We start from the raw sequence: 20,110 nt of genomic DNA on the forward strand, positions 1-20,110 counted from the left end.
CCGCTATGCCGCCGTAACAAAGACCGGTCAGGGCGCTCGGGCGAGGGAGTATCGCCATGCTCAGCGTCACGGAACTCGCCGACTTCGCGCAATCGCGCCCGCATCATCCCGAACGCGTCGTGGAGCGCACGCGCTACCGCACGATCTGGATCTCCGACGTCCATCTCGGCACGCGCGGCTGCAACGCGGAGATGCTGATCGACTTCCTCGACCATGTCGACAGCGACGTCATGTACCTGGTCGGCGACATCATCGACGGCTGGCGGCTGAAGAAGCGGTTCTACTGGCCGCCCGCGCACAACGACGTGGTCTGGCGGCTGCTCAAGCGCGCCAAGCGCGGCACGCGCGTCGTCTACATCCCCGGCAACCATGACGAGGTCTTTCGGCAGTTCACCGGCCTCGATTTCGGCGGCGTGGAGATCAGGCGCAAGGCGATCCATGAGACCGCCGACGGCCGCCGCCTGCTGGTGCTCCACGGCGACGAGTTCGACGCGGTGACGATGGGGCACCGCTGGATCGCGCACCTCGGCGACACCGCCTACCAGGCGCTCATGGGCGTGAACCGCTGGGTCAGCCTAGTCCGGCGCTGGGCGGGCATGCCGTACTGGTCCTTGTCCAAGCACGCCAAGGCGCGGGTGAAGAACGCGGTCGCCTTCGTGTCCCGGTTCGAGGAGATCGTCGCGCACGCGGCGGGGTCGCGCGGGGTGGACGGGGTGGTGTGCGGTCACATCCACACCGCCGACATGCGCGAGATCGGCGGGGTCGCCTATTACAACGACGGCGACTGGGTGGAGGGCTGCAACGCGCTGGTCGAGCACGATGACGGGCGCATGGAGATCCTGAACTGGGCCGACGTGATCGCGGCGCGCGAACGCGACACCGTAGTCAAGCTGGCTGCGTAGAACGGCCCCGTTCGTGTCGAGCCTAGTCGAGACACAATCATATCGCAGCGCCCCGACCCGTTTCTCGACTGAGCTCGAAACGAGCGAGGAAGGGGCGGGCAGGTCCGAGGATGGTTCATGATGCGCATCGCGATCGTCACTGACGCCTGGGCCCCGCAGGTCAACGGCGTGGTGCGCACGCTTCAGGCGTTGCGCGGCGAGCTGGAGCGCATGGGCCATGAGGTCCTGGTGGTCGCGCCCGACGGCTTTCCGTCGATGCCGTGCCCGACCTATCCGGAGATCCGCCTGGCCTTTGCGCCGTCGGCCCGGATCGGGCGCATGCTGGAACGCTTCGGCGCGGACGCGATCCACCTGGCGACCGAGGGCCCGCTGTGCCTCGCGGCGCGGCGCTGGTGCCTGAGCCGAGGGCTGCCCTTCACGACCGCCTATCATACGCAGTTCCCGGATTACGTGGCGGCGCGCACGCCGCTGCCGACCTCGCTCGTGTGGCGCTATATCCGCTGGTTCCACGCGCCGGCGCAGGCGGTGCTGGCGTCCACGCCGACGATCGAGCGGACGCTTCGTGCGCACGGGCTCCCGCAGGTGCGGCCGTGGGGGCGTGGGGTCGACCGGGCGCTGTTCCGGCCGGACGGGCCGCGCGACGACGCGATGCCGGCGCTGCCCCGCCCGGTGCAGCTCTATGTGGGTCGCGTCGCGGTGGAGAAGAACATCGAGGCGTTCCTGGCGAGCGGTCGGCCCGGCTCCAAGGTCGTGGTCGGCGACGGCCCCGCGCTGGAGGGGCTCAGGCGCCGCTTTCCGGAGGTGCACTTCCTCGGCGCGCGCTCGGGCGAGGCGCTGGGCGCGGCTTACCGCTCGGCGGACGTGTTCGTGTTCCCGAGCCGGACCGATACGTTCGGGCTCGTCATGGCGGAGGCGCTGGCGTGCGGGCTGCCCGTCGCGGCCTATCCGGTGACCGGGCCGGCGGACGTGGTGACCGAGGAGGTGGGCGCGCTCGACGATGACCTGAACGCGGCCGTCGCCCGCGCGCTGACGCGGGACCGGGCCGCCTGCGTCGAGTATGCCCGCCGCTTCGATTGGCGGGCGAGCGCCGAGCAGTTCCTGGCCGCGCTGGCGCCGGTCGGAGAGTGGCGAACGGCGGCCTGACGCGCCCGCTTGCCACTCCGGGTCGGACGGCCTAAGTCGAAAAACCATGGCACGGCCGCTCCGGTGAGGGGCGGCCCTTTCTATTTGTACGGAGCACCGATCCCGTGGCCCAGCCGCTCATGCCCCATGCGACCGCGTCCTGGCTGGTCGACAACACCTCGCTCTCCTTCGAGCAGATCGCCGAGTTCTGCGGGCTGCACATCCTGGAGGTGCAGGCGATCGCCGACGACACCGCCGCGACCAAGCTGACCGGCCGCGACCCCGTCCGCGCGCACGAGCTGACGCAGGACGAGATCGACAAGGGCCAGCGCGACCCCGACTACCGCCTCAAGATGACCAAGGGCCCCGAGCAGGTCCGCCGCACCAAGGGGCCGCGCTACACGCCCGTCTCCAAGCGGCAGGACAAGCCGGACGGCATCGCCTGGATCATCCGCAACCACCCGGAAATCAGCGACGGCGCGATCGCCAACCTGATCGGCACCACGCGCACCACGATCGCGGCGATCCGCGACCGGACGCACTGGAACATCGCCAACATCACGCCCAAGGACCCGGTGACGCTGGGCCTGACGACGCAGCGCGAGCTCGACGCGGCGGTCGCCAAAGCGGCCAAGGGCCAGCCGGAGCAGCAGACCGACGAGCGGCTGGCCGGCGACCGCGAGGCGCTGATCGAGCAGCTCCGCGCCGAGCGCGAGGCGGCGATCCGCAACGCCGACACCGAAGGCGAGCGCGCCGCCGCGGAGGCGGACGCCCGACCGCTGTTCGAAGATCCGTTCCGGCGGTGATTACCCGATCCCTCTCCCGCTTTCGCGGGAGAGGGACAGCGGCGCAGCCGCAGGGTGAGGGCCCGTTCTTCGGGATGCGCCCTGCCCAGGCCCTCACCCTGGCTCGCAAGCGAGCCGGTCCCTCTCCCGCGAAAGCGGGAGAGGGTAGGAGGGGATGGTCGTGCGACCGTTCCGTTGCTACCCGCAACCGATGGCGACCGCGCTCTCAGCCCTCCGCGTCCGTAACGGCCTGACCTACCCGTTCGGCGCGATCGAGTCCGGTGCACCCGTCGAGCTCGCGCCTGGTCTCTCCGTCCTCCGCATCGCAGTTCCCGGGCCGCTCCGCCACGTCAACTGCTATCTCCTCGCCGATGACGGCGGGACGGCGGTCGTCGACACGGGCATGAACACGGCCGACGCGCGCGCGGCGTGGGACGCGCTCTCCGACCTGCGCGTCAGCCGCGTGATCGGCACGCATTTCCACCCTGACCATATCGGGCTCGCCGGCCGTTTGTGCGCCGAGCATCGCGCACCGCTCCACATGACGCGGGGCGAGTGGCTGCTCGCGCGCATGCTGATCGCCGACGCGCAGGACGAGGTGCCCGCCGAGCAGGTCGCGTTCTGGCGCATGGCGGGCTGGGCGGACGAGCAGGTCGCGCATGCATGCGAGCGGGGCTGGGCGGGGTTCCGGCGGATCGTGGCGCCGCTATCGCTCAGCTACGTCCGGATCGCCGATGGCGACCGGCTGGCGGTCGGCGGCGCGGAGTGGCGCGTCGTCGTCGGCTCGGGCCACAGCCCGGAGCACGCCTGCCTGCTCGACGAGCGGCGCGGGCTTCTGCTGGCGGGCGACCAGGTGCTGCCGCGGATCAGCCCTAACGTGTCGGTGCCGATCAGCGAGCCGGAGAGCAACCCGCTCGGCGACTGGCTCCTCTCGATCGAGAAGCTGCGCGGGCTCGATCCCGACCTGCTGGTGCTGCCGGGGCACGGCGACCCGTTCACGGGACTCCACATCCGGCTCGACCAGATGCGCGACGAGCATCTGGAGCGGCTCGACGCGCTCGCCGTGCACCTGGCGGAACCCCGGCGCGCGGTCGACTGCTTCGCCGTGCTGTTCCAGCGGCCCGTCGGCCCCGACATGCTGGGCATGGCCACGGGCGAGGCGCTCGCGCACCTCCGGCGGCTGGAGCGGGACGGCAGGGCCGTCGCGGAGGACCGCGACGGCGTGCGCTGGTGGGTGGCAACCACCTAAGCTCCCTTTCCCTCTGGGGAGAGGGAGAAGCCTAGCCGCGCCGCTCGCCCGACACGCGCGTCACCTGCGCCACGCCGTTGCGGTCGAGCGCGATGGCGTAGACGGGCCCGTCGGTGCAGATCGCCGCGAACACGGGATTGCCGTCCTGGTCAGGCTGGCGCGGCGCCTCCGTCACGCCCTGGCAGGGCGCGTCGCCGTCGCGGATGGCGCGGAGGAACACCGCGCGGCGCTGCTCCTCGGGCAGGTCCAGCGTGCGCTGCTGGACGGCGCTGTAGCCCGCGGGCGCGGCCGTGTTGTTGGTGGTCGCCGCCGTCTCGGCGGGCTGCTGCTGGCAGGCGGCCAGCGCCAGGGGGAGCAGTACGAGTGTGCGCATGGTTCCTCCTTCTCTACGGTACATGGGCGAAGAGCTCGTCGAGATAAACGCGCGGGGTCGCGTCCGACGGCTGGCGCCAGTCGCCGCGCGGCGACAGCGCGCCGCCGGGCGACACTTTGGGCCCATTGGGCAGCGCCGAACGCTTGAACTGGTTGGCGAAGAAGCGGCGCAGGAAGCGCTCCAGCCACTGCTTGATCGTGGGCAGGTCGAAGGCGACGCGGTTGTCCTCCGGATAGTCGAGCGGCCAGCGCCCCGCCTCCAGCTCGCGCCAGGCGTGCCAGCACAGGAACGCGATCTTGGACGGCCGGAGTCCGTGGCGGATAAGGTAGTGCGTGAAGAAGTCGTTGAGCGAGTAGGGGCCGACCTTCTCCTCGGTGCTCTGCAACGCGCCGCTGTGATCGGCGGGGACGAGCTCGGGCGAGATCTCCTGGTTCAGGATCGCGAGCAGGACCTGGTCGGTCTCCGGGTCGTACTGGTCGGTGCGGATGCACCAGCGGATCAGGAATTGGATCAGCGTCTTCGGCACGCCCGTGTTGACGCCGTAATGGCTCATCTGGTCGCCGACGCCGTAGGTGCACCAGCCTAGCGCGAGTTCGGACAGGTCGCCCGTGCCGAGCACGATGCCGCCGCGCTGGTTGGCGAGGCGGAAGAGGTAATCGGTGCGCAGGCCCGCCTGCACGTTCTCGAACGTCACGTCGTACACGGCCTCGCCGCGTGCGAACGGGTGGCCCATGTCGGCCAGCATCTGCGTGGCGGCGGGGCGGATGTCGATCTCTTCGGCCGTGATGCCCAGCGCGCGCATCAGGGCCCAGGCATTGCCCTTGGTGCCCTCGCCGGTGGCGAAGCCGGGCATGGTGAAGCCTAGTATGTCCGTCCTGGGTTTGCTCAACCGGTCGAACGCCTTGGCCGCGACGATCAGCGCGTGGGTGGAGTCGAGCCCGCCCGACACCCCGATCACCAGCTTCTCGGCTCGCACCGCGGCCATGCGCTTGGCGAGGCCCTCGACCTGGATGTTGAACGCCTCGTAGCAGTCCTCGTCGCGCTTCTGCGCGTCGTCGGGGACGAAGGGGAAGCGCCTGACCACGCGCTCCAGCCCGACGTTCGCCCGGTGTGGCCGGTGCTCGAAGCGGACGCGGCGGAAGCGCGTCTCCGGGTGGCCGAGAAGGCGGCCATTGTCGTTGAACGTGCCGTTGCGCGACCGCTCCTGCGCGATTCGTTCCAGGTCGACGTCGGCGACGAGCAGGCCCGCGGACTTGTTGAACCGCTCCGATTGAGCCAGCTCCTCGCCCAGCTCGTAAATCATGCCCTGGCCGTCCCAGGCGACGTCCGTCGTGCTCTCGCCCGGACCGGAGGCGGAATAGACGTATGCGCAATGCGCGCGTTGCGACTGGGAGGCGCAGAGCATCGCCCGCTCGCGCGCCTTGCCGATGACGATGTTGGACGCGGACAGGTTGCAGCAGACGAGCGCCCCCGCCAGCGCGGCTTCGGAGGAGGGCGGGACGGGCGCCCAATAATCCTCGCACACCTCCGCGTGGACGACGAAGCCGGGCAGGTCGGTCGCCTCGAAGAGAAGGTCCGTGCCGAACGGGACCTCCTGGCCGGCGATCTCGATTGTGAGGCCGACGACGCCCGAGCCGGGCGCGAAATAGCGCTTTTCGTAGTATTCGCGGTAGTTGGGCAGGAACGTCTTGGGCACTACGCCCAGCACGCGCCCTCGAGCAACCGCGACTGCACAATTGTAGAGCCGCCCGCCCCGCAGGATCGCCGCGCCGAGCATGAGCAGCGGCGCGAGGTCGCGGCTCGCCTCCACTACCCGCGCGATCGCGGCGAGCGTGGCATCCTGCTGCGCCGACTGCAGGTGCATGTCATCGATCGCGTAGCTCGTCAGGTTGAGCTCCGGATAGACCACCAAATCGACGCCCCGCGCATCCGCCTGCCGGGCGAGCTCGATCGCCGCGTCGGCGTTGGCCGGCGCGTCGCCCACGGTGGCGATCGGTGTGGCGGCGGCGACGCGCGCCAGACCGTGGGAGTGGAGCGCGAAGAAGGGGTGCGTGTCGGCCATGCGATCCCCTAACGTATGACAAGCGAAACGGTCACGCCCGCTCCAACAAATCGGCTTTCGCCGCGGCCCCGCCCCCGTCTATGACGGTTGATGATGGGTGAGAGGGGCTATCCGGTCCAGACGTCGCGTGCGCCCCTTCCCCCACCGGGGACGGAGGTGGAGCGGCACCTCCGCGCGCTAGACGGCCGCGACTGCCCGCTCGGCTCCATGCGTGAATGGCCGCCCGCGCTGCGCTCCGCCCTCCAGCTGATCCTGCCCGCCGACGTCCAGATGTCGCTCTTTTGGGGGCCCGACCACGTCAGTTTCTACAACGACGCCTACGCGCCCGTGATCGGCGACAAGCACCCCCGCGCGCTCGGCCGCCCCGCGCGGGAGGGCTGGGCGGAGATGTGGGACGACCTGGAGCCCATGCTCGAACAGGTCCGCGCGACCGGCGACACCCTGTCGGAGAAGAACCGCGCCTTCTACGTCGAGCGCCGCGGCGGGGCGGGCGAGATCGCCTATTTCGACTACAGCTTCTCCCCCGTCCGCGACGAGCGCGGCGAAGTGGCGGGCGTGCTGTGCGTCACCGCCGAGACGACCGACCGCGTCCGCGCCGCCCGCTCGGTCGCGGAGGAGCGCGCCCGCCTGGCGGAGATGTTCGACCAATCTCCCGGCTTCATGGCGGTGCTGCGCCAGCCGGGCCATGTGATCGAGCTCGCCAACGAGACGTTCATGGAGATGGTCGGTCGCCGCGACGTGGTCGGGCTGTCCTTCACCGACCTCCTGCCGTTGCAGGAGCGCGACGCGGCGCGCGCGTTCCTCGACGAGGTGGCGGCGACGCGCCGCCCGTTCCGGGGACAGGGCGTGCGCGCCGCGCTGATGCGCGACCGCTTCGTCGACCTGGTGGTCCAGCCCGTGGCCGACCGCAACGGCGCGATCGGCGCCTTGTTCGTCGACGGCAACGACGTGACAGACCGCGTCCGCGCGGAGGAGCGGCTGCTGCTCTCCACGGAGTCGCTGCGGCTCGCGACCGAGGCGGCGGAGCTGGGCATCTGGGACGTCGACCTGCAGGCCGACCAGCTCACCTGGTCGGAGCGCACCAAGGCGCATTTCGGCATCTCGCCGGGCGTCGCGGTGAGCATGGATGACTTCTACGCGGGCCTGCACCCCGACGACCTGCAGGCGACGGCGGAGGCGTTCGAGGCGGCGATCGACCCCGAGCGTCGCGCGCCCTACGACGTCGAATACCGCACGCTCGGCGCGGAGGACGGGCTGACGCGCTGGGTCGCCGCCCGCGGCCGCGCCCTGTTCGACGAGACGGGAACGCCGTTGCGCGCGGTGGGCACCACGCTCGACATCACCGCGCGCAAGGGAGCCGAGGAGCTGCTGCGCGAGACGGAGTCGCGGTTCCGGTCGCTCGCCGACACCGTGCCCGCGCTGATGTGGGTCATCGACGAGAACGGCCTGCCGCTCTTCGCGAACCGCTGGTTCCTGACCCTGTTCGGCTGGACCGAGGACGAGGTGCGCGCGCGGGGCCTCATCACCATCATCCACCCCGACGACCGCGACCGCGAGCTCCTCCGCCGCGCGGAGGCGTTCGCCGCGCGCGAGCCGTGGAGCCACGAGGTCCGCGTCGTCGACAAGACGGGCGAGACGCGCTGGCTGCGCACGGAGGCGCGGCCCCGCTTCATCGGCGGTCGCTTCGCCGGTTATGTCGGCGTCGGCATCGAGGTGACGGACGCCCACCTCGCCGCCGAGGCGCTGGAGAGCCGCGTTGCCGCGCGCACCGCCGAGCTGGCGGAGGCGAACAACCGCCTGACCGCGCAGATCGGCGAGCGCGAGCGCGTCGAGCAGACGCTGCACCAGATGCAGCGGCTGGAGGCGGTGGGACAGCTCACCTCCGGCGTGGCGCACGATTTCAACAACCTCCTGACCGTGGTCGTCGGCAACACCGGCCTGGTCGAACGCGCCGCGCGCGCCGCCGACCTCGACGCGCGCACGCTGCAGCGGCTGGAGAACATCCGCGTCGCCGCCGAGCGCGGCGCTGCGCTCACGCAGCAGCTGCTCGCCTTCTCGCGCCGCCAGCGGCTCGCCACGCGCGTCATCGACCTGAACGAGACGGTGGCGCGCATGCGGCCGCTGTTCGAGGGGGCGATCGGCAACGCCATCACCGTCGACCTCGGGCTGGAGGACGGGCTCTGGCCTGCGTTGGTGGATCCCACGCAGATCGAGCTCGTCATCCTCAACCTCGCCATCAACGCGCGCGACGCGATGGCGGTAGGCGGCACGGTGACGATCCGCACGGCCAACGTCGTCAGACCCGAACCGACGCGCCCCGAGCACCCGCCCGCCGGCGAGCATGTTATGGTGGCCGTCGCCGACACCGGCACCGGCATGTCCCCGGACGTCCTGAACCGCGTGTTCGAGCCGTTCTTCACGACCAAGCCCGTCGGCAAGGGGTCGGGGCTGGGCCTCGCCCAGGTGTTCGGCTTCGCCAAGCAGTCGGGCGGCGGCGTCCTGATCGAGTCGCGGGAAGGCGAGGGGACGGACGTGTGCGTGTTCCTGCCCCGCGCCGAAGCCGCGCCCGCGCCCGCGCCGCGGCCGGGCGACGCTGCGGCCGACGCCGATCTGTCGCGGACGGTCGTGCTGGTCGTCGACGACGACGACGCGGTGCGCGGCGTGACCGCGGACATGATCGCCGGCATGGGCGCGACGGTGGCGGAGGCGTCAAGCGGCGACGCGGCGCTGGCCGTGCTCCGCGGGCGCTCGGACGTCGACCTGATCCTCGCCGACTTCGCCATGCCCGGCATGAACGGCGCGGAGCTCGCCCGCCGCGCCGCGGAGCTGCGGCCGGACGTGCCGCTCCTGATGCTGACGGGCTATGCGGACCTGAGCGCCATCGCCGACGTGCCCGCCGACGCGGTTGTGCAGAAGCCCGTCACCGCCGAGGCGCTGCGCGAGCGCGTGGTCGGCGCGCTGGCGAAGACGCGCGAGCTCGTCGGGTGACCTGATCCTGGACACGGCTCCCGCTTGCGCCGGGGACGTGCTGGGCGCAGTCTCCGCGCTCGGAAAATCAGGGGAGGACCATATGACCGCCGCTTATCGCCGCGCGCCCGCGTGGTTCCGCGTCGTCGCCGCGCTGCTGCTCGTCTGGGGCGTCGCCGGCTGCTACGCCTGCTTTCAGCAGTTCCGCCTGGGCGCGGACGCGATGGGGCCGGCGACCGACTATGACCGGACGCTCTACGCGTCGCTGCCGATCTGGTACGATCCGCTCTACGCCGTCGCGACCTCGGCCGGCCTGCTCGGCGCGCTGGCGCTGCTCGCCCGCTCGCGCCTCGCGCTGCCGTTGTTCGCGCTGAGCCTGTTCGCGGTGCTGGTCCAGTTCGGCTACCTCTTCGCCGCGTCGGACCTCGTCGCGACCAAGGGCGCGGCCGCGACCCTGCCGTTCCCGATCTTCATCGCCCTCGTGGCGGCCGGCGCGACGTGGCTCTCCGCCCGCGCGATGAGGCGCGGCTGGATCGGCTAGCGCCGCGGGGCTAGAACCCGCCCATGTCCACCTTCACCCTCGACACGGCGACCAGCCGCGCGACGCCCGTGTCCGCGCCGATGAAGCGGCTCACGGTTCCGGCGATCCGCCGGCGGAAGGGCGGTACGCCGCTGGTGATGCTGACCGCCTATACGGTCCGGACGGCGCAGCTGCTCGACCCGCATTGCGACCTCTTGCTGGTGGGCGACAGCCTGGGGCAGGTAATCTACGGCCTGCCTTCGACGGTACCCGTGACGCTGGAGATGATGGCGGCGCACGGCGCGGCCGTGGTGCGCGGCAGCTACCACGCGGTGGTGGTCATCGACATGCCGTTCGGCTCCTACGAACAGTCGCCGGAACAGGCGTTCGCCAGCGCGTCCAGGCTGCTCAAGGAGACGGGCGCGGCGGGCGTGAAGATGGAGGGCGGCGAGGCTATGGCCCCGCAGGTCCGCTTCCTCTCCGAGCGCGGCGTTCCGGTGATGGGCCATGTGGGCCTCACGCCCCAGGCGGTGAACATGCTGGGCGGCTACGGCGCGCGCGGCCGGTCGGAGGCGGAGGCGGCGAAGATCGGGGCGGACGCCAGGGCGGTGGCCGACGCCGGCGCCTTCGCCATCGTCGTGGAGGGCGTAGTCGAACCGATCGCCGTCGAGATCACGCGGGCGGTCGATTGCCCCACCATCGGCATCGGCGCGTCGGCGGCGTGCGACGGGCAGGTGCTGGTCGCCGAGGACATGCTGGGCCTGTTCGAGCGTACGCCGCGCTTCGTGAAGCGGTTCGACGACCTCGCCGGCCGCATCTCGGCGGCGGCGGAGGCCTATGCGGCGGAGGTGCGCGACCGCAGCTTCCCGGGGCCGGAGCAGATCTACGCCTCCAAGGCGTGACGCTTCCGTTTCGGCCCGCGTGCCGTTAAAGCCGCCGGCTACACCCTTTCCCGTCCTCCGGAGCATCTGTTGGCCGTTCCGCCCACCAATGAAGCGTTCCTGCGCGAAGTCGACGACGAGCTGCGGCGCGACCAGCTCGCGGGCTTCTGGACGCGCTACGGCCGCTGGCTGATCGCGGCGATCCTGCTCGGGCTCGCGCTGTTCGCGGGCTATCTCTACTGGCGCAACCAGCAGGAGGTCGCGCGCGGCGCGGAGGGGGAGAAGCTCCAGACCGCCTATGACGCGCTCGCCGCGGGCCGCACCGCCGACGCCGCCAAGCCGCTCGACGAGCTGACGCGCTCCTCGAGCGAAGGGTACCGCGCGCTGGCGCTGTTCACGCAGGGGGACGTGCTGCTCCAGCGCGACGACCTGAAGGGCGCGGCCGCGAAGTTCGCCGAGGTGGCGCGCAGCGAGAATACCGCTCCCGCCTTCCGCAACCTGGCGCTGATCCGCCAGACGGCGGCGGAGTTCGACACGCTCCAGCCCCAGGCGGTGATCGACCGGCTGCGGACGCTGGCCGTGCCGGGCAACCCCTATTTCGGCAGCGCGGGCGAGTTGGTCGCGGTGGCGCATCTTCGCGCGGGGCGCCGCGACCTGGCGGGCCGGATGTTCGGCCGGATCGCGCGCGACGCGCAGGTGCCGGAGTCGATCCGTCAACGCGCCATTCAGATGGCGGGCCTACTCGGGGTCGACGCCATCGATCAGAATGAAGGTTCAGCCAAGAAATGATGACTAGGTTCCGGGCGCCCGTCGCGGTGGCGGCGCTGATGGCGCTCTCCGCCTGCGGCGTGTTCAAGGGCGGGCAGAAGCGCACGCCCACGGTCGGCGACCGCGTGCCCATCCTCGTGTCGGAGAACGACGTCGAGGCCGATCCCGCGCTCGCGGGCGTCGCGGTGACGCTGCCGCCGGCGCAGACCAACGACGCCTGGGCGCAGCCGGGCGGCAACGCCGAAAAGGCGATCGGCCACGTGGCGCTGGCCGCGTCGCCGAGCCGCGCCTGGACCGTGCAGATCGACGGCGGCTCCAACCGTCAGCGCCTCGCCGCGCCGCCGGTGATCGCGGAAGGCAAGCTGTTCGTCGTCGACGTGACCGCGACCGTGCACGCCTTCGACGCGAACACGGGTCAGCGCCTGTGGAGCGTGTCCGCGGCCGAGGGCGACGCGAACCGCGCGGCGCGTTTCGGCGGAGGGGCGTCCTACGACTCCGGACGGGTCTACGCGACCGACGGGCTGGGCGACGTGGTGGCCCTGAACGCGGCCGACGGCGCGGTCGTATGGCGCGCCAAGCCGGGCGGTCCGCTGCGCGGCGCGCCCACGGTCGCCAACGACACCGTCTACGTGCTCGCGCAGGACAACCAGATCTTCGCGCTCAACCAGGCCGACGGCAAGGTCCGCTGGGCGCAGCAGGGCACGCTGGAGACGCAGGGCGTGTTCGGCGTCGCCGCGCCCGCGTCGGCGCAGGGGACGGTGGTCGCCGGTTTCTCGTCGGGCGAGCTCAACGCCTATCGCTACGAGAACGGCCGCGTGCTGTGGCAGGACGCGCTGAGCCGCACCACGATCTCGACCTCCGTGTCCAGCCTGTCGGACATCGACGCCTCGCCCGTCATCGACGGCGGCCGCGTCTATGCGGTGGGCGAGGGCGGCCGCATGGTCGCGCTCGACCTCGCCACCGGCCAGCGCCTGTGGGAGCAGAACGTCGCCGGCATCTCCACGCCGGCGATCGCGGGCGAGTGGCTGTTCGTGGTGACGGACGACGCGCGCCTCATGGCGATCTCGCGCACCACCGGCCGCGCGCGCTGGATCTCGCAGCTCCGCCGCTACCGCAACGAGAAGAAGCGCTCGGGTGCGATCACCTGGTTCGGCCCGGTGCTCGCGGGCAACCGGCTGGTGCTCGTCAACTCGGAAGGCGAGATCGCCTATGCCGACGCGGGCGACGGCAAGGTCGCCGCGACCGTGGAGGCGGGCGACCCGTTCGGCCTGTCGCCCGTGGTGGCGAACGGCACGCTCTACACGCTGGACGACCGCGGACGCATCTCCGCCTATCGTTGACCTCCAACCCTCTCCCGCTTTCGCGGGAGAGGGACAGGCCCATAGGGCCAGGGTGAGGGCAGTACCCTCGCCGGGTCGGGCCCTCACCCTGCTGCTCCGCAGCTGTCCCTCTCCCGCGCCAAGGCACCCAGCAAAGTAGTACTTTGCTGAGGACCCAAAGCGGGAGAGGGGTTAAGGCAGTTCTATGTCCCGCCTCCCCGTCGTCGCCATCGTCGGCCGCCCGAACGTCGGCAAGTCCACGCTGTTCAACCGCCTCGTCGGCAAGAAGCTCGCGCTCGTCGACGACCGCCCGGGCGTGACGCGCGACCGGCGGGAGGGCGACGCGCACCTGCTCGGCCTCGATTTCCGCGTCATCGATACCGCCGGCTATGAGGACGAAGACCCTGACACGCTCCCCGGCCGCATGCGCCGCCAGACCGAGGCCGCCGTCGAGCAGGCCGACGTCGCGCTGTTCCTGATCGACGCGCGCGCCGGGATCGTACCGCTCGACGAGGAGATCGCCCGCTGGCTCCGCGCGTCCGACACGCCGATCGTGCTCGTCGCCAACAAGGCGGAGGGCCGCGCGGCGGAGCAGGGCATCCTAGAAAGCCTGGCGCTCGGCTTCGGCGACCCCGTCCAGCTCTCCGCCGAGCACGGCGAGGGCGTGGCCGACCTGTTCGAGGCGATCCTCCCCCACATGCCGGAAGAGATCGAAGAGGAGTTCGAGGACGAGGAAGCGCCCGACGCCCCGCTCAAGCTCGCGATCGTCGGCCGCCCCAATGCGGGCAAGTCGACGCTGGTCAACCGGCTGCTCGGCGAGGAGCGGCTGATCACCGGCCCGGAAGCCGGGATCACGCGCGATTCGATCGCGATCGACTGGGAATGGCAGGGCAGGCGGGTGCGCCTGATCGACACGGCGGGCATGCGCAAGCGCGCCAAGGTGCAGGACAAGCTGGAGAAGTTGTCGGTCGCCGACGCGCTCCGCGCCGTCGACTTCGCCGAAGTCGTCGTGCTGCTGCTCGACGCGACGCTCGGGCTGGAAGGGCAGGACCTCCGCATCGCCGACCGGGTGCTGGAGGAGGGCCGCGCGCTCGTCATCGCGCTCAATAAATGGGACGTAGCCGAGAACCCGTCCGCGCTCTTCAACGGCGTCAAAAAGGCGCTCGAGGATGGCTTGAGCCAGGTCAAGGGCGTGCCGGTCCTCACCGTTTCCGCGGCCACCGGCAAGGGCTTAGACACGCTTCTTCAGGTGGCGTTCGAAACGCGCGAGGCCTGGTCCAAGCGCGTGCCCACCGGCGAACTGAACCGCTGGTTCGAGCGCGCCGTCGAGGCCAACCCGCCGCCCGCGCCCGGCGGCAAGCGCGTGAAGCTCCGCTACGTCACGCAGGTGAAGACGCGGCCGCCCTCCTTCGTCATCTTCGGCACTCGCGTGGACCAGCTCCCCGCCAGCTACGAACGCTACCTCGTCAACTCGATGCGGCGCGACCTCGGCTTCGGCGCGGTGCCCGTGCGCCTGACGATGCGCGCACCCCGCAACCCGTTCGACCGCGACCGGCAATAGGTCCGTTCCGGAGGCGCGCGGCGCACGCCGGCAACCGCCTGTTTACCTTCCCGCGGGTAGAAGCCGTCCCGTGAAGCGCCGCGACGGGGGTCCGCGGCGCGCGGGAGATGCTGGTGTCGTTCGAAGGTAGCACGCTGGTCGACTGGAACGCCTACGCCAAGGCGCGAAGCGAGCTCGGCGCGGGGTTCGTCCGCATCCTGGGCTATTTCCGCGAGGACGGGGTGAAGTCGGTCGCGCAGATCGAGGGGGCGATGCGCGCCAAATCGGCCGCGCAACTCGTCATTCCCGCCCACACGTTGAAAGGCGAGTCCCGCCAGTTTGGCGCGGAGCCGCTGGCGGCGCTGGCCGAGCAGATCGAGAACATCGCGCGCGACTGCGTGGAGACGCGTGACACGCCCGACGAGGCGCTGGAGCTCGTCGTGAAGCTCAGGCCGCTGTTCAACGACACGCTGCAACTGCTTGAGCGCGAAGCCAATCCGCTCGCCGAGCGCCGTCCCGCGGCGGGCTTCGGCCGGCGGCCTACGACGTTCGGACGCGCGGGCTAAGTCGAAGCGGCTGGACCTCCAGCCGCGCCAGGCTGCGCCACAGCCATTCGAGCGGACCGTAGCGGTAGCGCTCAAGCCAGGGCTTCGACCAAGCGAGCATCAGCGCCCAGGCGACAGGCACGAGCAGATACATCTCCGCGCGTCCCAGCCGGCCGAACATCCCCAAGCCCCAGCCTTGGAAGATCGCGGTCATCAACAAGGTCGTGCCGAGATAGTTGGTGAACGCGGTCCGGCCGACCGCGGCGACCCTTTCCGTCAACCACCCGCCCGGTCGCGCGGCCAGAACGATCAGGCACACATAACCCAGGAAAAAGACCGGTCGGATAGGTGTCGAACCTACGATCGAGCCGAAAAGGACATAACGCGGATCAAATCCGGACCGCAGCGTCATCGCCGCCAAGACGAGATAGAGCGCCAATCCGGACGGGACCAGGATCGCGGCCCAGCGCGCATAGCGGCGGCGCTCCCACGCGGCGGTCAGGAAGCCGGACTTCAGTCCCGCCATGCCCCATAGCATGTAGCCCAGCGTTTCCGGCGCGGCAAAGAACAGGAAGCTGAACGGGTCGGTGTTGTTCGCCGCGCGCCAGGAAAGCGTCTCGGCGTAACCGCCGCGCATCGCCGCGACCTCGGCCGAGACGCCGGGGCTGCCCGCGCCGAAACCGGCCAGCATGGCGTCGGCGCCCGGCATGTTCGCCAGGATCGCCAGAAGGGGGAGGGCGCTCCAGATCGCCTGGACGATCAGGGCGGCCGCGCCCGCGACGATCAGCCCGCGCACCGGCAAACCGGTGAAGAAAAAGGCGGCCGCCCCGACCAGCGCATAGTGCGCCAGGATGTCGCCCCACCAGAGGCCATAGAGGTGGACGAGCCCGATCAGGAACAGCCAGAACATTCGTTGGTAGTGCACGCTGAACGCGGTCTCGCCGGCTTGCGTCGCTCGGTCGATCACCAACAGCATCGACGCGCCGAACAGGAAGGAGAAGAGCCCGCGCATCTTGCCTTCGACCAGCACGAAGGTGGCGGTCCACGCGGCGATATCGGCGGCACCGGTTCCGCCCCAGGGCGACGGCGAGAAATACGCCGCTCGCGGCAGGCCGAAGGCGGGGAGGTTGGCGACGAGGATGCCCATGACGGCGACGCCGCGGATGACGTCGAGCGTCGCGATGCGGTCCGCCGATGTGGTCGCCACCCTCTGATCTCCTTCGCTTCCCAACCGTCACCCCGGGCTTGACCCCGGGGTCCATGCGCGTCCGTGTCTGCAAGCGTTGCGCCCGTGAACAGCGAACGCGCGTGGATGCCGGAACGAGTCCGGCATGACGAGAGCGAAGTAGGAGGCGAGCCCCTACGCCGCTTCCAGCAACCTTCCCGCCTGCGCCCGCGCCTCGTCGGTCACCGTCGCGCCCGACAGCATCCGCGCGATCTCCTCGCGGCGCTCGTTCTCGGGCAGCACGCGGACGCTGGTGCGCGTCACCGTGCCGTCGGACGCCTTAGCGATCAGGAAGTGCCGGTCGCCGCGCGCCGCCACCTGGGGTGAGTGCGTCACGACGAGCAGCTGCGTCCGCTCGGCCAGCCGAGCGAGCCGCTCGCCGATCGCGCTCGCCACCGCGCCGCCGACGCCGCGGTCGATCTCGTCAAAGATCATCGTCGCCGCGCCGCCCTGTTCGGCGAGCGACACCTTGAGCGCGAGCAGGAAACGCGACAGCTCGCCGCCGGACGCGATCTTGGCCAGCGGCGCGAAGGGCGCGCCGGGGTTGGTCGCGATCTCGAATTCGACGCGGTCCTTGCCCGCGCCCGACCAATTGTCGGGCGAGGCGGGCGCGACGTTGGTGCGGAAGCGCGCGGCGTCGAGCTTGAGCGGCGGCAGCTCGCCCGCGACGGCGTCGTCAAGCCGCGCGGCCGCCGCGCGACGCCGCTCGCTGAGCGCGTCCGCGGCCTTGTCGTACTCGGCGCGCGCGGCGGCGACCTGCGCCTCCAGCTTGCCGATGCCCTCCTCGCCGGCTTCGAGCCGCTGCAGCCGCCCGCTCAGCTCCTCCGCCAGCGCGGCGAGGTCGTCGGGCTGAACGCGGTGCTTGCGCGCCATGCCGCGCAGGTCGAACAGCCGCGCCTCGTCCGCCTCGAGCTCGCGGGGATCATAGGCGAGCGCCACGCGCGCCTCGCGCAACTTGTCCTCAGCGGCCGCGCACTCGATGATCGCGCGGTCCACCGCCGCGAGCGCCTCGGCGAGCGCCGGATGGTCCTCGCCCACGCGCTCCAGCACGCGCGCCGCCTGGCGCAGGCACGAGATGCCGCCGTTCGAGCCCTCCAGGCAATCAGCCACTGTTTCTAGTTCCCCCGCGATCTTCTCCGCCCGCTGCATCCCACGGCGCTTGTCGGCGAGCGCCTCCTCCTCGCCCGGCTCGGGGGCGAGCCGCGTCAGCTCGTCGACCGCGTGCTCCAGCCATTCGCGGTCGCGCGCCGCCGCCTCGATCTCCGCGCGCGCCGCCGCCAGCTTGCCTTCCGCCGCGCGCAAGCGCTCCCAGGCGCGCGCCGTCTCCTCGGGCCGGACGCGGCCGAAGGCGTCGAGCAGCGCCCGGTGCCCGCGCGGGTTCAAGAGCCCGCGATCGTCGTGCTGCCCGTGGATCTCGACCAGATAGGGTGCCAGCTCGCGCAGCAGCCCCGCCGACGCCGGCTGGCTGTTGACGAAGCCGCGGCTGCCGCCGTCCGACTTGACGACGCGGCGGATCAGCAGCGGCTCGCCGGGCTCGACCTCCACGCCGTTCTCGTCGAGCATCGCGGCGAGGTCGGGCGAGGGCGGGTCGAAGGTCGCGGTCACCACCGCCTGACCCGCGCCGTGGCGCACCAGCCCGCTGTCGCCGCGCGCGCCCAGCGCCAGCCCCAGCGCGTCCAAAAGGATCGACTTGCCGGCACCCGTCTCGCCGGTGAGCACGTCCAGCCCCGCGCCGAACTCCAGGTCCAGCGCTTCGATCAACACCACGTCACGGATGGAGAGCCCGGTCAGCATCGTCGCCGAGGCTTAGACGATCCGGAACAGAAAGTGATCCCCGTCTTTCTCGCCCTCTCCCGCTTTCGCGGGAGAGGGACAGGCCCGCAGGGCCAGGGTGAGGGCCTGAACCGCGCGCATCCCGGAGAACAGGCCCTCACCCGACCTCGCTGCGCTCGGCCACCCTCTCCCGCGAAAGCGGGAGAGGGGAGGAGGATCACCCTCCGGTCGGCGTCTGCGTCGTGTCCACCCTGGGCGTCGGCGTCTCGTTCGGCACGCCCAGGCCCGGCGCGCCCATATTGCCCTCGGTCGCGGGCGCGCCCGGCGCCACGACCTGCTGGCCCGCGGCCACCGGCGCGATCGCCTGCACCGGGTGCTCGCCCATCAGCTTGTAGGCCCGCTCGTACCACTCGGTTTCGGGATAGTTGCGGCCCAGCACGGCCGCGGCCTTCTGCGCCTCCGGCCGGACGCCCAGCGCCAGATAGGTCTCGACGAGCCGCATCAGCGCCTCGGGCGTGTGGGTGGTCTGCTGATACTGGTCCACCACGCGGCGGAAGCGCATGGAGGAGGCGAGCCACTGGCCGCGCGTCTGGTAGAAGCGGCCGACCTCCATCTCCTTGCCGGCGAGGTGGTCGTTGACGAGGTCGATCTTGAGCCGCGCGTCGGCGGCGTAGCGCGTGTTCGGGTAGCGCCGCGTCAGCTCGCCCAGCGCGTCGAGCGCTTGCCGGCTGATCTTCTGATCGCGCGTCACGTCGCTGATCTGCTCGTAATAGCAGAGCGCGATGAGGTAATAGGCGTAGGGCGCGTCGCGGTTGCCGGGGTGCACGGACAGGAAGCGCTGCGCCGATTGGATCGCCTGGGTGTAATCCTTGTTCAGGTAATAGCTGAACGCGCTCATCAGCTGCGCGCGCCGGGCCCAGACGGAATAGGGGTGCTGGCGCTCGACCTCGTCGAACAGCACCGCCGCCTCCTTATACTGGCCGCGGTCGAGGCGGTTGCGGGCGGTGGTGTAAAGCGTGCCGACGTCGCGCGCGACATAGGGCACGTCGCCGGACGAGCGGTTGCGCGCGCAACCGGCGAGGGGGAGGGCGACGGCCGCGATCAGCAGCGCCGCGATAGGCTTGGACGGGAGGATACGCATCGGTTCCATGCTTTAGCGTGGGGGGCGGGCCGGTTCTAGTCCCGCGCGCCCCGACATTGTAGTGGCGAGGCGCACCTGCAGGAAGGACCCCATATGCCCGCGACCAAGCTCCGGACCCACCGCGTCGATAAGCCCTGGGGGCGTCACACGCTGTTCCCCGGCTTCCCCGACCCCGCGCCGGACGCGGAGCCCGTGGGCGAGGTCTGGTTCCAGGAGCCCGGCAACAGCGCGCCCGACCTCTTGATCAAGTACCTGTTCACCGACGAGAAGCTGTCGGTGCAGGTCCATCCCGACGACGAGCAGGCGCACGCCCGTGGCCTGCCCCGCGGCAAGGACGAGTGCTGGACGATCCTGACCGCCGAGCCCGACTCGACGATCGCGCTGGGGACGAAAGAGCCCGTCGACCGCGACACGCTGAGGGCGGCGGCGCTGGACGGGTCGATCGAGGGCTTGCTCGATTGGAAGCCGGTCAAGGCGGGCGACTTCTACTACTCGGCATCGGGCACCATCCACGCGATCGGGGCGGGGATCACGCTCATCGAGGTGCAGCAGAACTCGGAGACGACCTACCGGCTCTACGACTATGGCCGCCCGCGCGAGCTGCACCTGGACGACGGGATCGCGGTCGCCGACCCCGTGCCGTACGAACCGATCACCGCGCCGGGCGAGGTGGAGCCGGGCCGCACGATCCTGGTGGAGGGGCCGAAGTTCGTCCTCGAGCGCTGGCGCGGCGGGCGCGAGGTGGCGCTGCCGGAAGGTGCGACGGCGTGGCTGGTCCCGATCACCGGCGAGGGCGAGGTCGCGGGCGTGCCGTTCCGGGCGGGCGAGTGCGTCACGGTGACCGGGAGCGAGCGCGTCGAGACGGGCGAGGGGGCCGACCTGCTGTTCGCCTATCCGGGTACGACGCGCCTTTGACGGATGCGAAACCCTCTCCCGCT

The 20,110-nt window shown here is 71.1% G+C and carries 17 protein-coding genes; 12 read left to right on the forward strand and 5 right to left on the reverse strand.

From position 1 onward, the window contains the following. The first annotated feature begins 56 nt into the window (after window positions 1–56). The 4 genes from CKY28_RS11795 to CKY28_RS11810 all read left to right on the forward strand — a co-directional run bounded on the left by CKY28_RS11795 (window position 57) and on the right by CKY28_RS11810 (window position 4,058). Complete coding sequence (locus CKY28_RS11795; RefSeq protein ID WP_095998482.1) at window positions 57–902, forward strand: UDP-2,3-diacylglucosamine diphosphatase; 846 nt, start codon at window positions 57–59, stop codon at window positions 900–902. A 120-nt stretch (window positions 903–1,022) separates the two neighbouring features. Then, window positions 1,023–2,045 (forward strand): glycosyltransferase family 4 protein, encoded by a 1,023-nt coding sequence (locus tag CKY28_RS11800; RefSeq protein ID WP_095998643.1) that lies wholly within the window; start codon window positions 1,023–1,025, stop codon window positions 2,043–2,045. Window positions 2,046–2,149: 104 nt separating this feature from the next. Further along, on the forward strand, window positions 2,150–2,830 hold the full coding sequence (locus CKY28_RS11805; RefSeq protein ID WP_095998483.1) for a DUF1013 domain-containing protein: 681 nt from the start codon (window positions 2,150–2,152) through the stop codon (window positions 2,828–2,830). Window positions 2,831–3,020: 190 nt separating this feature from the next. Beyond that, a complete protein-coding gene (locus tag CKY28_RS11810; protein WP_095998484.1) occupies window positions 3,021–4,058 on the forward strand; it encodes an MBL fold metallo-hydrolase in 1,038 nt (345 codons plus the stop codon). A gap of 31 nt (window positions 4,059–4,089) precedes the next feature. Here CKY28_RS11810 and CKY28_RS11815 read toward each other — a convergent pair whose 3' ends face one another. Together CKY28_RS11815 and CKY28_RS11820 are read right to left on the reverse strand one after the other, a co-directional pair. Then, window positions 4,090–4,431, reverse strand: a complete 342-nt coding sequence (locus CKY28_RS11815; RefSeq protein WP_095998485.1) for a hypothetical protein — start codon at window positions 4,429–4,431, stop codon at window positions 4,090–4,092. A gap of 13 nt (window positions 4,432–4,444) precedes the next feature. Continuing rightward, complete coding sequence (locus CKY28_RS11820) at window positions 4,445–6,493, reverse strand: NAD(+) synthase (RefSeq protein WP_095998486.1); 2,049 nt, start codon at window positions 6,491–6,493, stop codon at window positions 4,445–4,447. 90 nt (window positions 6,494–6,583) lie between these two features. Here CKY28_RS11820 and CKY28_RS11825 point away from each other — a divergent pair, with 90 nt between their 5' ends. The 7 genes from CKY28_RS11825 (at window position 6,584) to CKY28_RS11855 (ending at window position 15,054) form a co-directional block, all read left to right on the forward strand. Further along, entirely contained in the window at window positions 6,584–9,481 is a 2,898-nt protein-coding gene (locus CKY28_RS11825) for a PAS domain-containing hybrid sensor histidine kinase/response regulator (protein WP_095998487.1), read from the forward strand. A gap of 82 nt (window positions 9,482–9,563) precedes the next feature. Further along, on the forward strand, window positions 9,564–10,001 hold the full coding sequence (locus CKY28_RS11830) for a hypothetical protein (protein ID WP_095998488.1): 438 nt from the start codon (window positions 9,564–9,566) through the stop codon (window positions 9,999–10,001). Window positions 10,002–10,024: 23 nt separating this feature from the next. Next, on the forward strand, window positions 10,025–10,882 hold the full coding sequence (panB, locus tag CKY28_RS11835) for a 3-methyl-2-oxobutanoate hydroxymethyltransferase (RefSeq protein WP_095998489.1): 858 nt from the start codon (window positions 10,025–10,027) through the stop codon (window positions 10,880–10,882). Window positions 10,883–10,951: 69 nt separating this feature from the next. After that, complete coding sequence (locus CKY28_RS11840) at window positions 10,952–11,650, forward strand: tetratricopeptide repeat protein (protein WP_095998490.1); 699 nt, start codon at window positions 10,952–10,954, stop codon at window positions 11,648–11,650. Continuing rightward, on the forward strand, window positions 11,647–12,969 hold the full coding sequence (locus CKY28_RS11845; protein WP_095998491.1) for an outer membrane protein assembly factor BamB family protein: 1,323 nt from the start codon (window positions 11,647–11,649) through the stop codon (window positions 12,967–12,969). Before CKY28_RS11840 ends, CKY28_RS11845 begins: the two co-directional genes overlap by 4 nt. A 184-nt stretch (window positions 12,970–13,153) precedes the next feature. Beyond that, window positions 13,154–14,509: a ribosome biogenesis GTPase Der gene (gene der / locus CKY28_RS11850; RefSeq protein WP_095998492.1), complete on the forward strand. Its 1,356-nt coding sequence runs from the start codon at window positions 13,154–13,156 to the stop codon at window positions 14,507–14,509. A 113-nt stretch (window positions 14,510–14,622) separates the two neighbouring features. Continuing rightward, window positions 14,623–15,054, forward strand: a complete 432-nt coding sequence (locus CKY28_RS11855) for an Hpt domain-containing protein (protein ID WP_425442506.1) — start codon at window positions 14,623–14,625, stop codon at window positions 15,052–15,054. On the opposite strand, the gene CKY28_RS11860 is transcribed toward CKY28_RS11855, so the two are convergent. The 3 genes from CKY28_RS11860 to CKY28_RS11870 form a co-directional block, all read right to left on the reverse strand. Next, on the reverse strand, window positions 15,029–16,240 hold the full coding sequence (locus CKY28_RS11860) for a DUF418 domain-containing protein (protein WP_245841802.1): 1,212 nt from the start codon (window positions 16,238–16,240) through the stop codon (window positions 15,029–15,031). The two genes, CKY28_RS11855 and CKY28_RS11860, sit on opposite strands and share 26 nt — an antisense overlap. 153 nt (window positions 16,241–16,393) lie before the next feature. Then, entirely contained in the window at window positions 16,394–18,052 is a 1,659-nt protein-coding gene (gene recN / locus CKY28_RS11865; RefSeq protein ID WP_095998494.1) for a DNA repair protein RecN, read from the reverse strand. Between the two features lie 196 nt (window positions 18,053–18,248). Further along, window positions 18,249–19,181 carry an outer membrane protein assembly factor BamD gene (locus CKY28_RS11870; RefSeq protein ID WP_425442507.1) on the reverse strand — a complete coding sequence of 311 codons (933 nt, stop codon included), beginning with the start codon at window positions 19,179–19,181 and terminating at the stop codon, window positions 18,249–18,251. 84 nt (window positions 19,182–19,265) lie between these two features. Here CKY28_RS11870 and CKY28_RS11875 point away from each other — a divergent pair, with 84 nt between their 5' ends. Beyond that, a complete protein-coding gene (locus CKY28_RS11875; protein WP_095998495.1) occupies window positions 19,266–20,087 on the forward strand; it encodes a class I mannose-6-phosphate isomerase in 822 nt (273 codons plus the stop codon). Window positions 20,088–20,110 lie beyond the last annotated feature (23 nt).

This window comes from Sphingomonas lenta (assembly GCF_002288825.1).
Taxonomy (GTDB): Bacteria; Pseudomonadota; Alphaproteobacteria; order Sphingomonadales; family Sphingomonadaceae; genus Sphingomonas; species Sphingomonas lenta.

Excerpts from the sequence above, each read along its gene's own strand:
- CKY28_RS11870 (WP_425442507.1), bottom strand. The coding sequence starts at position 19,181 with ATGGAACCGATGCGTATCCTCCCGTCCAAGCCTATCGCGGCGCTGCTG.
- der (WP_095998492.1), top strand. The coding sequence starts at position 13,154 with ATGTCCCGCCTCCCCGTCGTCGCCATCGTCGGCCGCCCGAACGTCGGC.
- CKY28_RS11825 (WP_095998487.1), top strand. The coding sequence starts at position 6,584 with ATGATGGGTGAGAGGGGCTATCCGGTCCAGACGTCGCGTGCGCCCCTT.
- CKY28_RS11795 (WP_095998482.1), top strand. The coding sequence starts at position 57 with ATGCTCAGCGTCACGGAACTCGCCGACTTCGCGCAATCGCGCCCGCAT.
- CKY28_RS11845 (WP_095998491.1), top strand. The coding sequence starts at position 11,647 with ATGATGACTAGGTTCCGGGCGCCCGTCGCGGTGGCGGCGCTGATGGCG.
- CKY28_RS11820 (WP_095998486.1), bottom strand. The coding sequence starts at position 6,493 with ATGGCCGACACGCACCCCTTCTTCGCGCTCCACTCCCACGGTCTGGCG.
- CKY28_RS11815 (WP_095998485.1), bottom strand. The coding sequence starts at position 4,431 with ATGCGCACACTCGTACTGCTCCCCCTGGCGCTGGCCGCCTGCCAGCAG.
- CKY28_RS11810 (WP_095998484.1), top strand. The coding sequence starts at position 3,021 with ATGGCGACCGCGCTCTCAGCCCTCCGCGTCCGTAACGGCCTGACCTAC.
- recN (WP_095998494.1), bottom strand. The coding sequence starts at position 18,052 with ATGCTGACCGGGCTCTCCATCCGTGACGTGGTGTTGATCGAAGCGCTG.
- CKY28_RS11875 (WP_095998495.1), top strand. The coding sequence starts at position 19,266 with ATGCCCGCGACCAAGCTCCGGACCCACCGCGTCGATAAGCCCTGGGGG.
- CKY28_RS11800 (WP_095998643.1), top strand. The coding sequence starts at position 1,023 with ATGCGCATCGCGATCGTCACTGACGCCTGGGCCCCGCAGGTCAACGGC.
- CKY28_RS11830 (WP_095998488.1), top strand. The coding sequence starts at position 9,564 with ATGACCGCCGCTTATCGCCGCGCGCCCGCGTGGTTCCGCGTCGTCGCC.
- panB (WP_095998489.1), top strand. The coding sequence starts at position 10,025 with ATGTCCACCTTCACCCTCGACACGGCGACCAGCCGCGCGACGCCCGTG.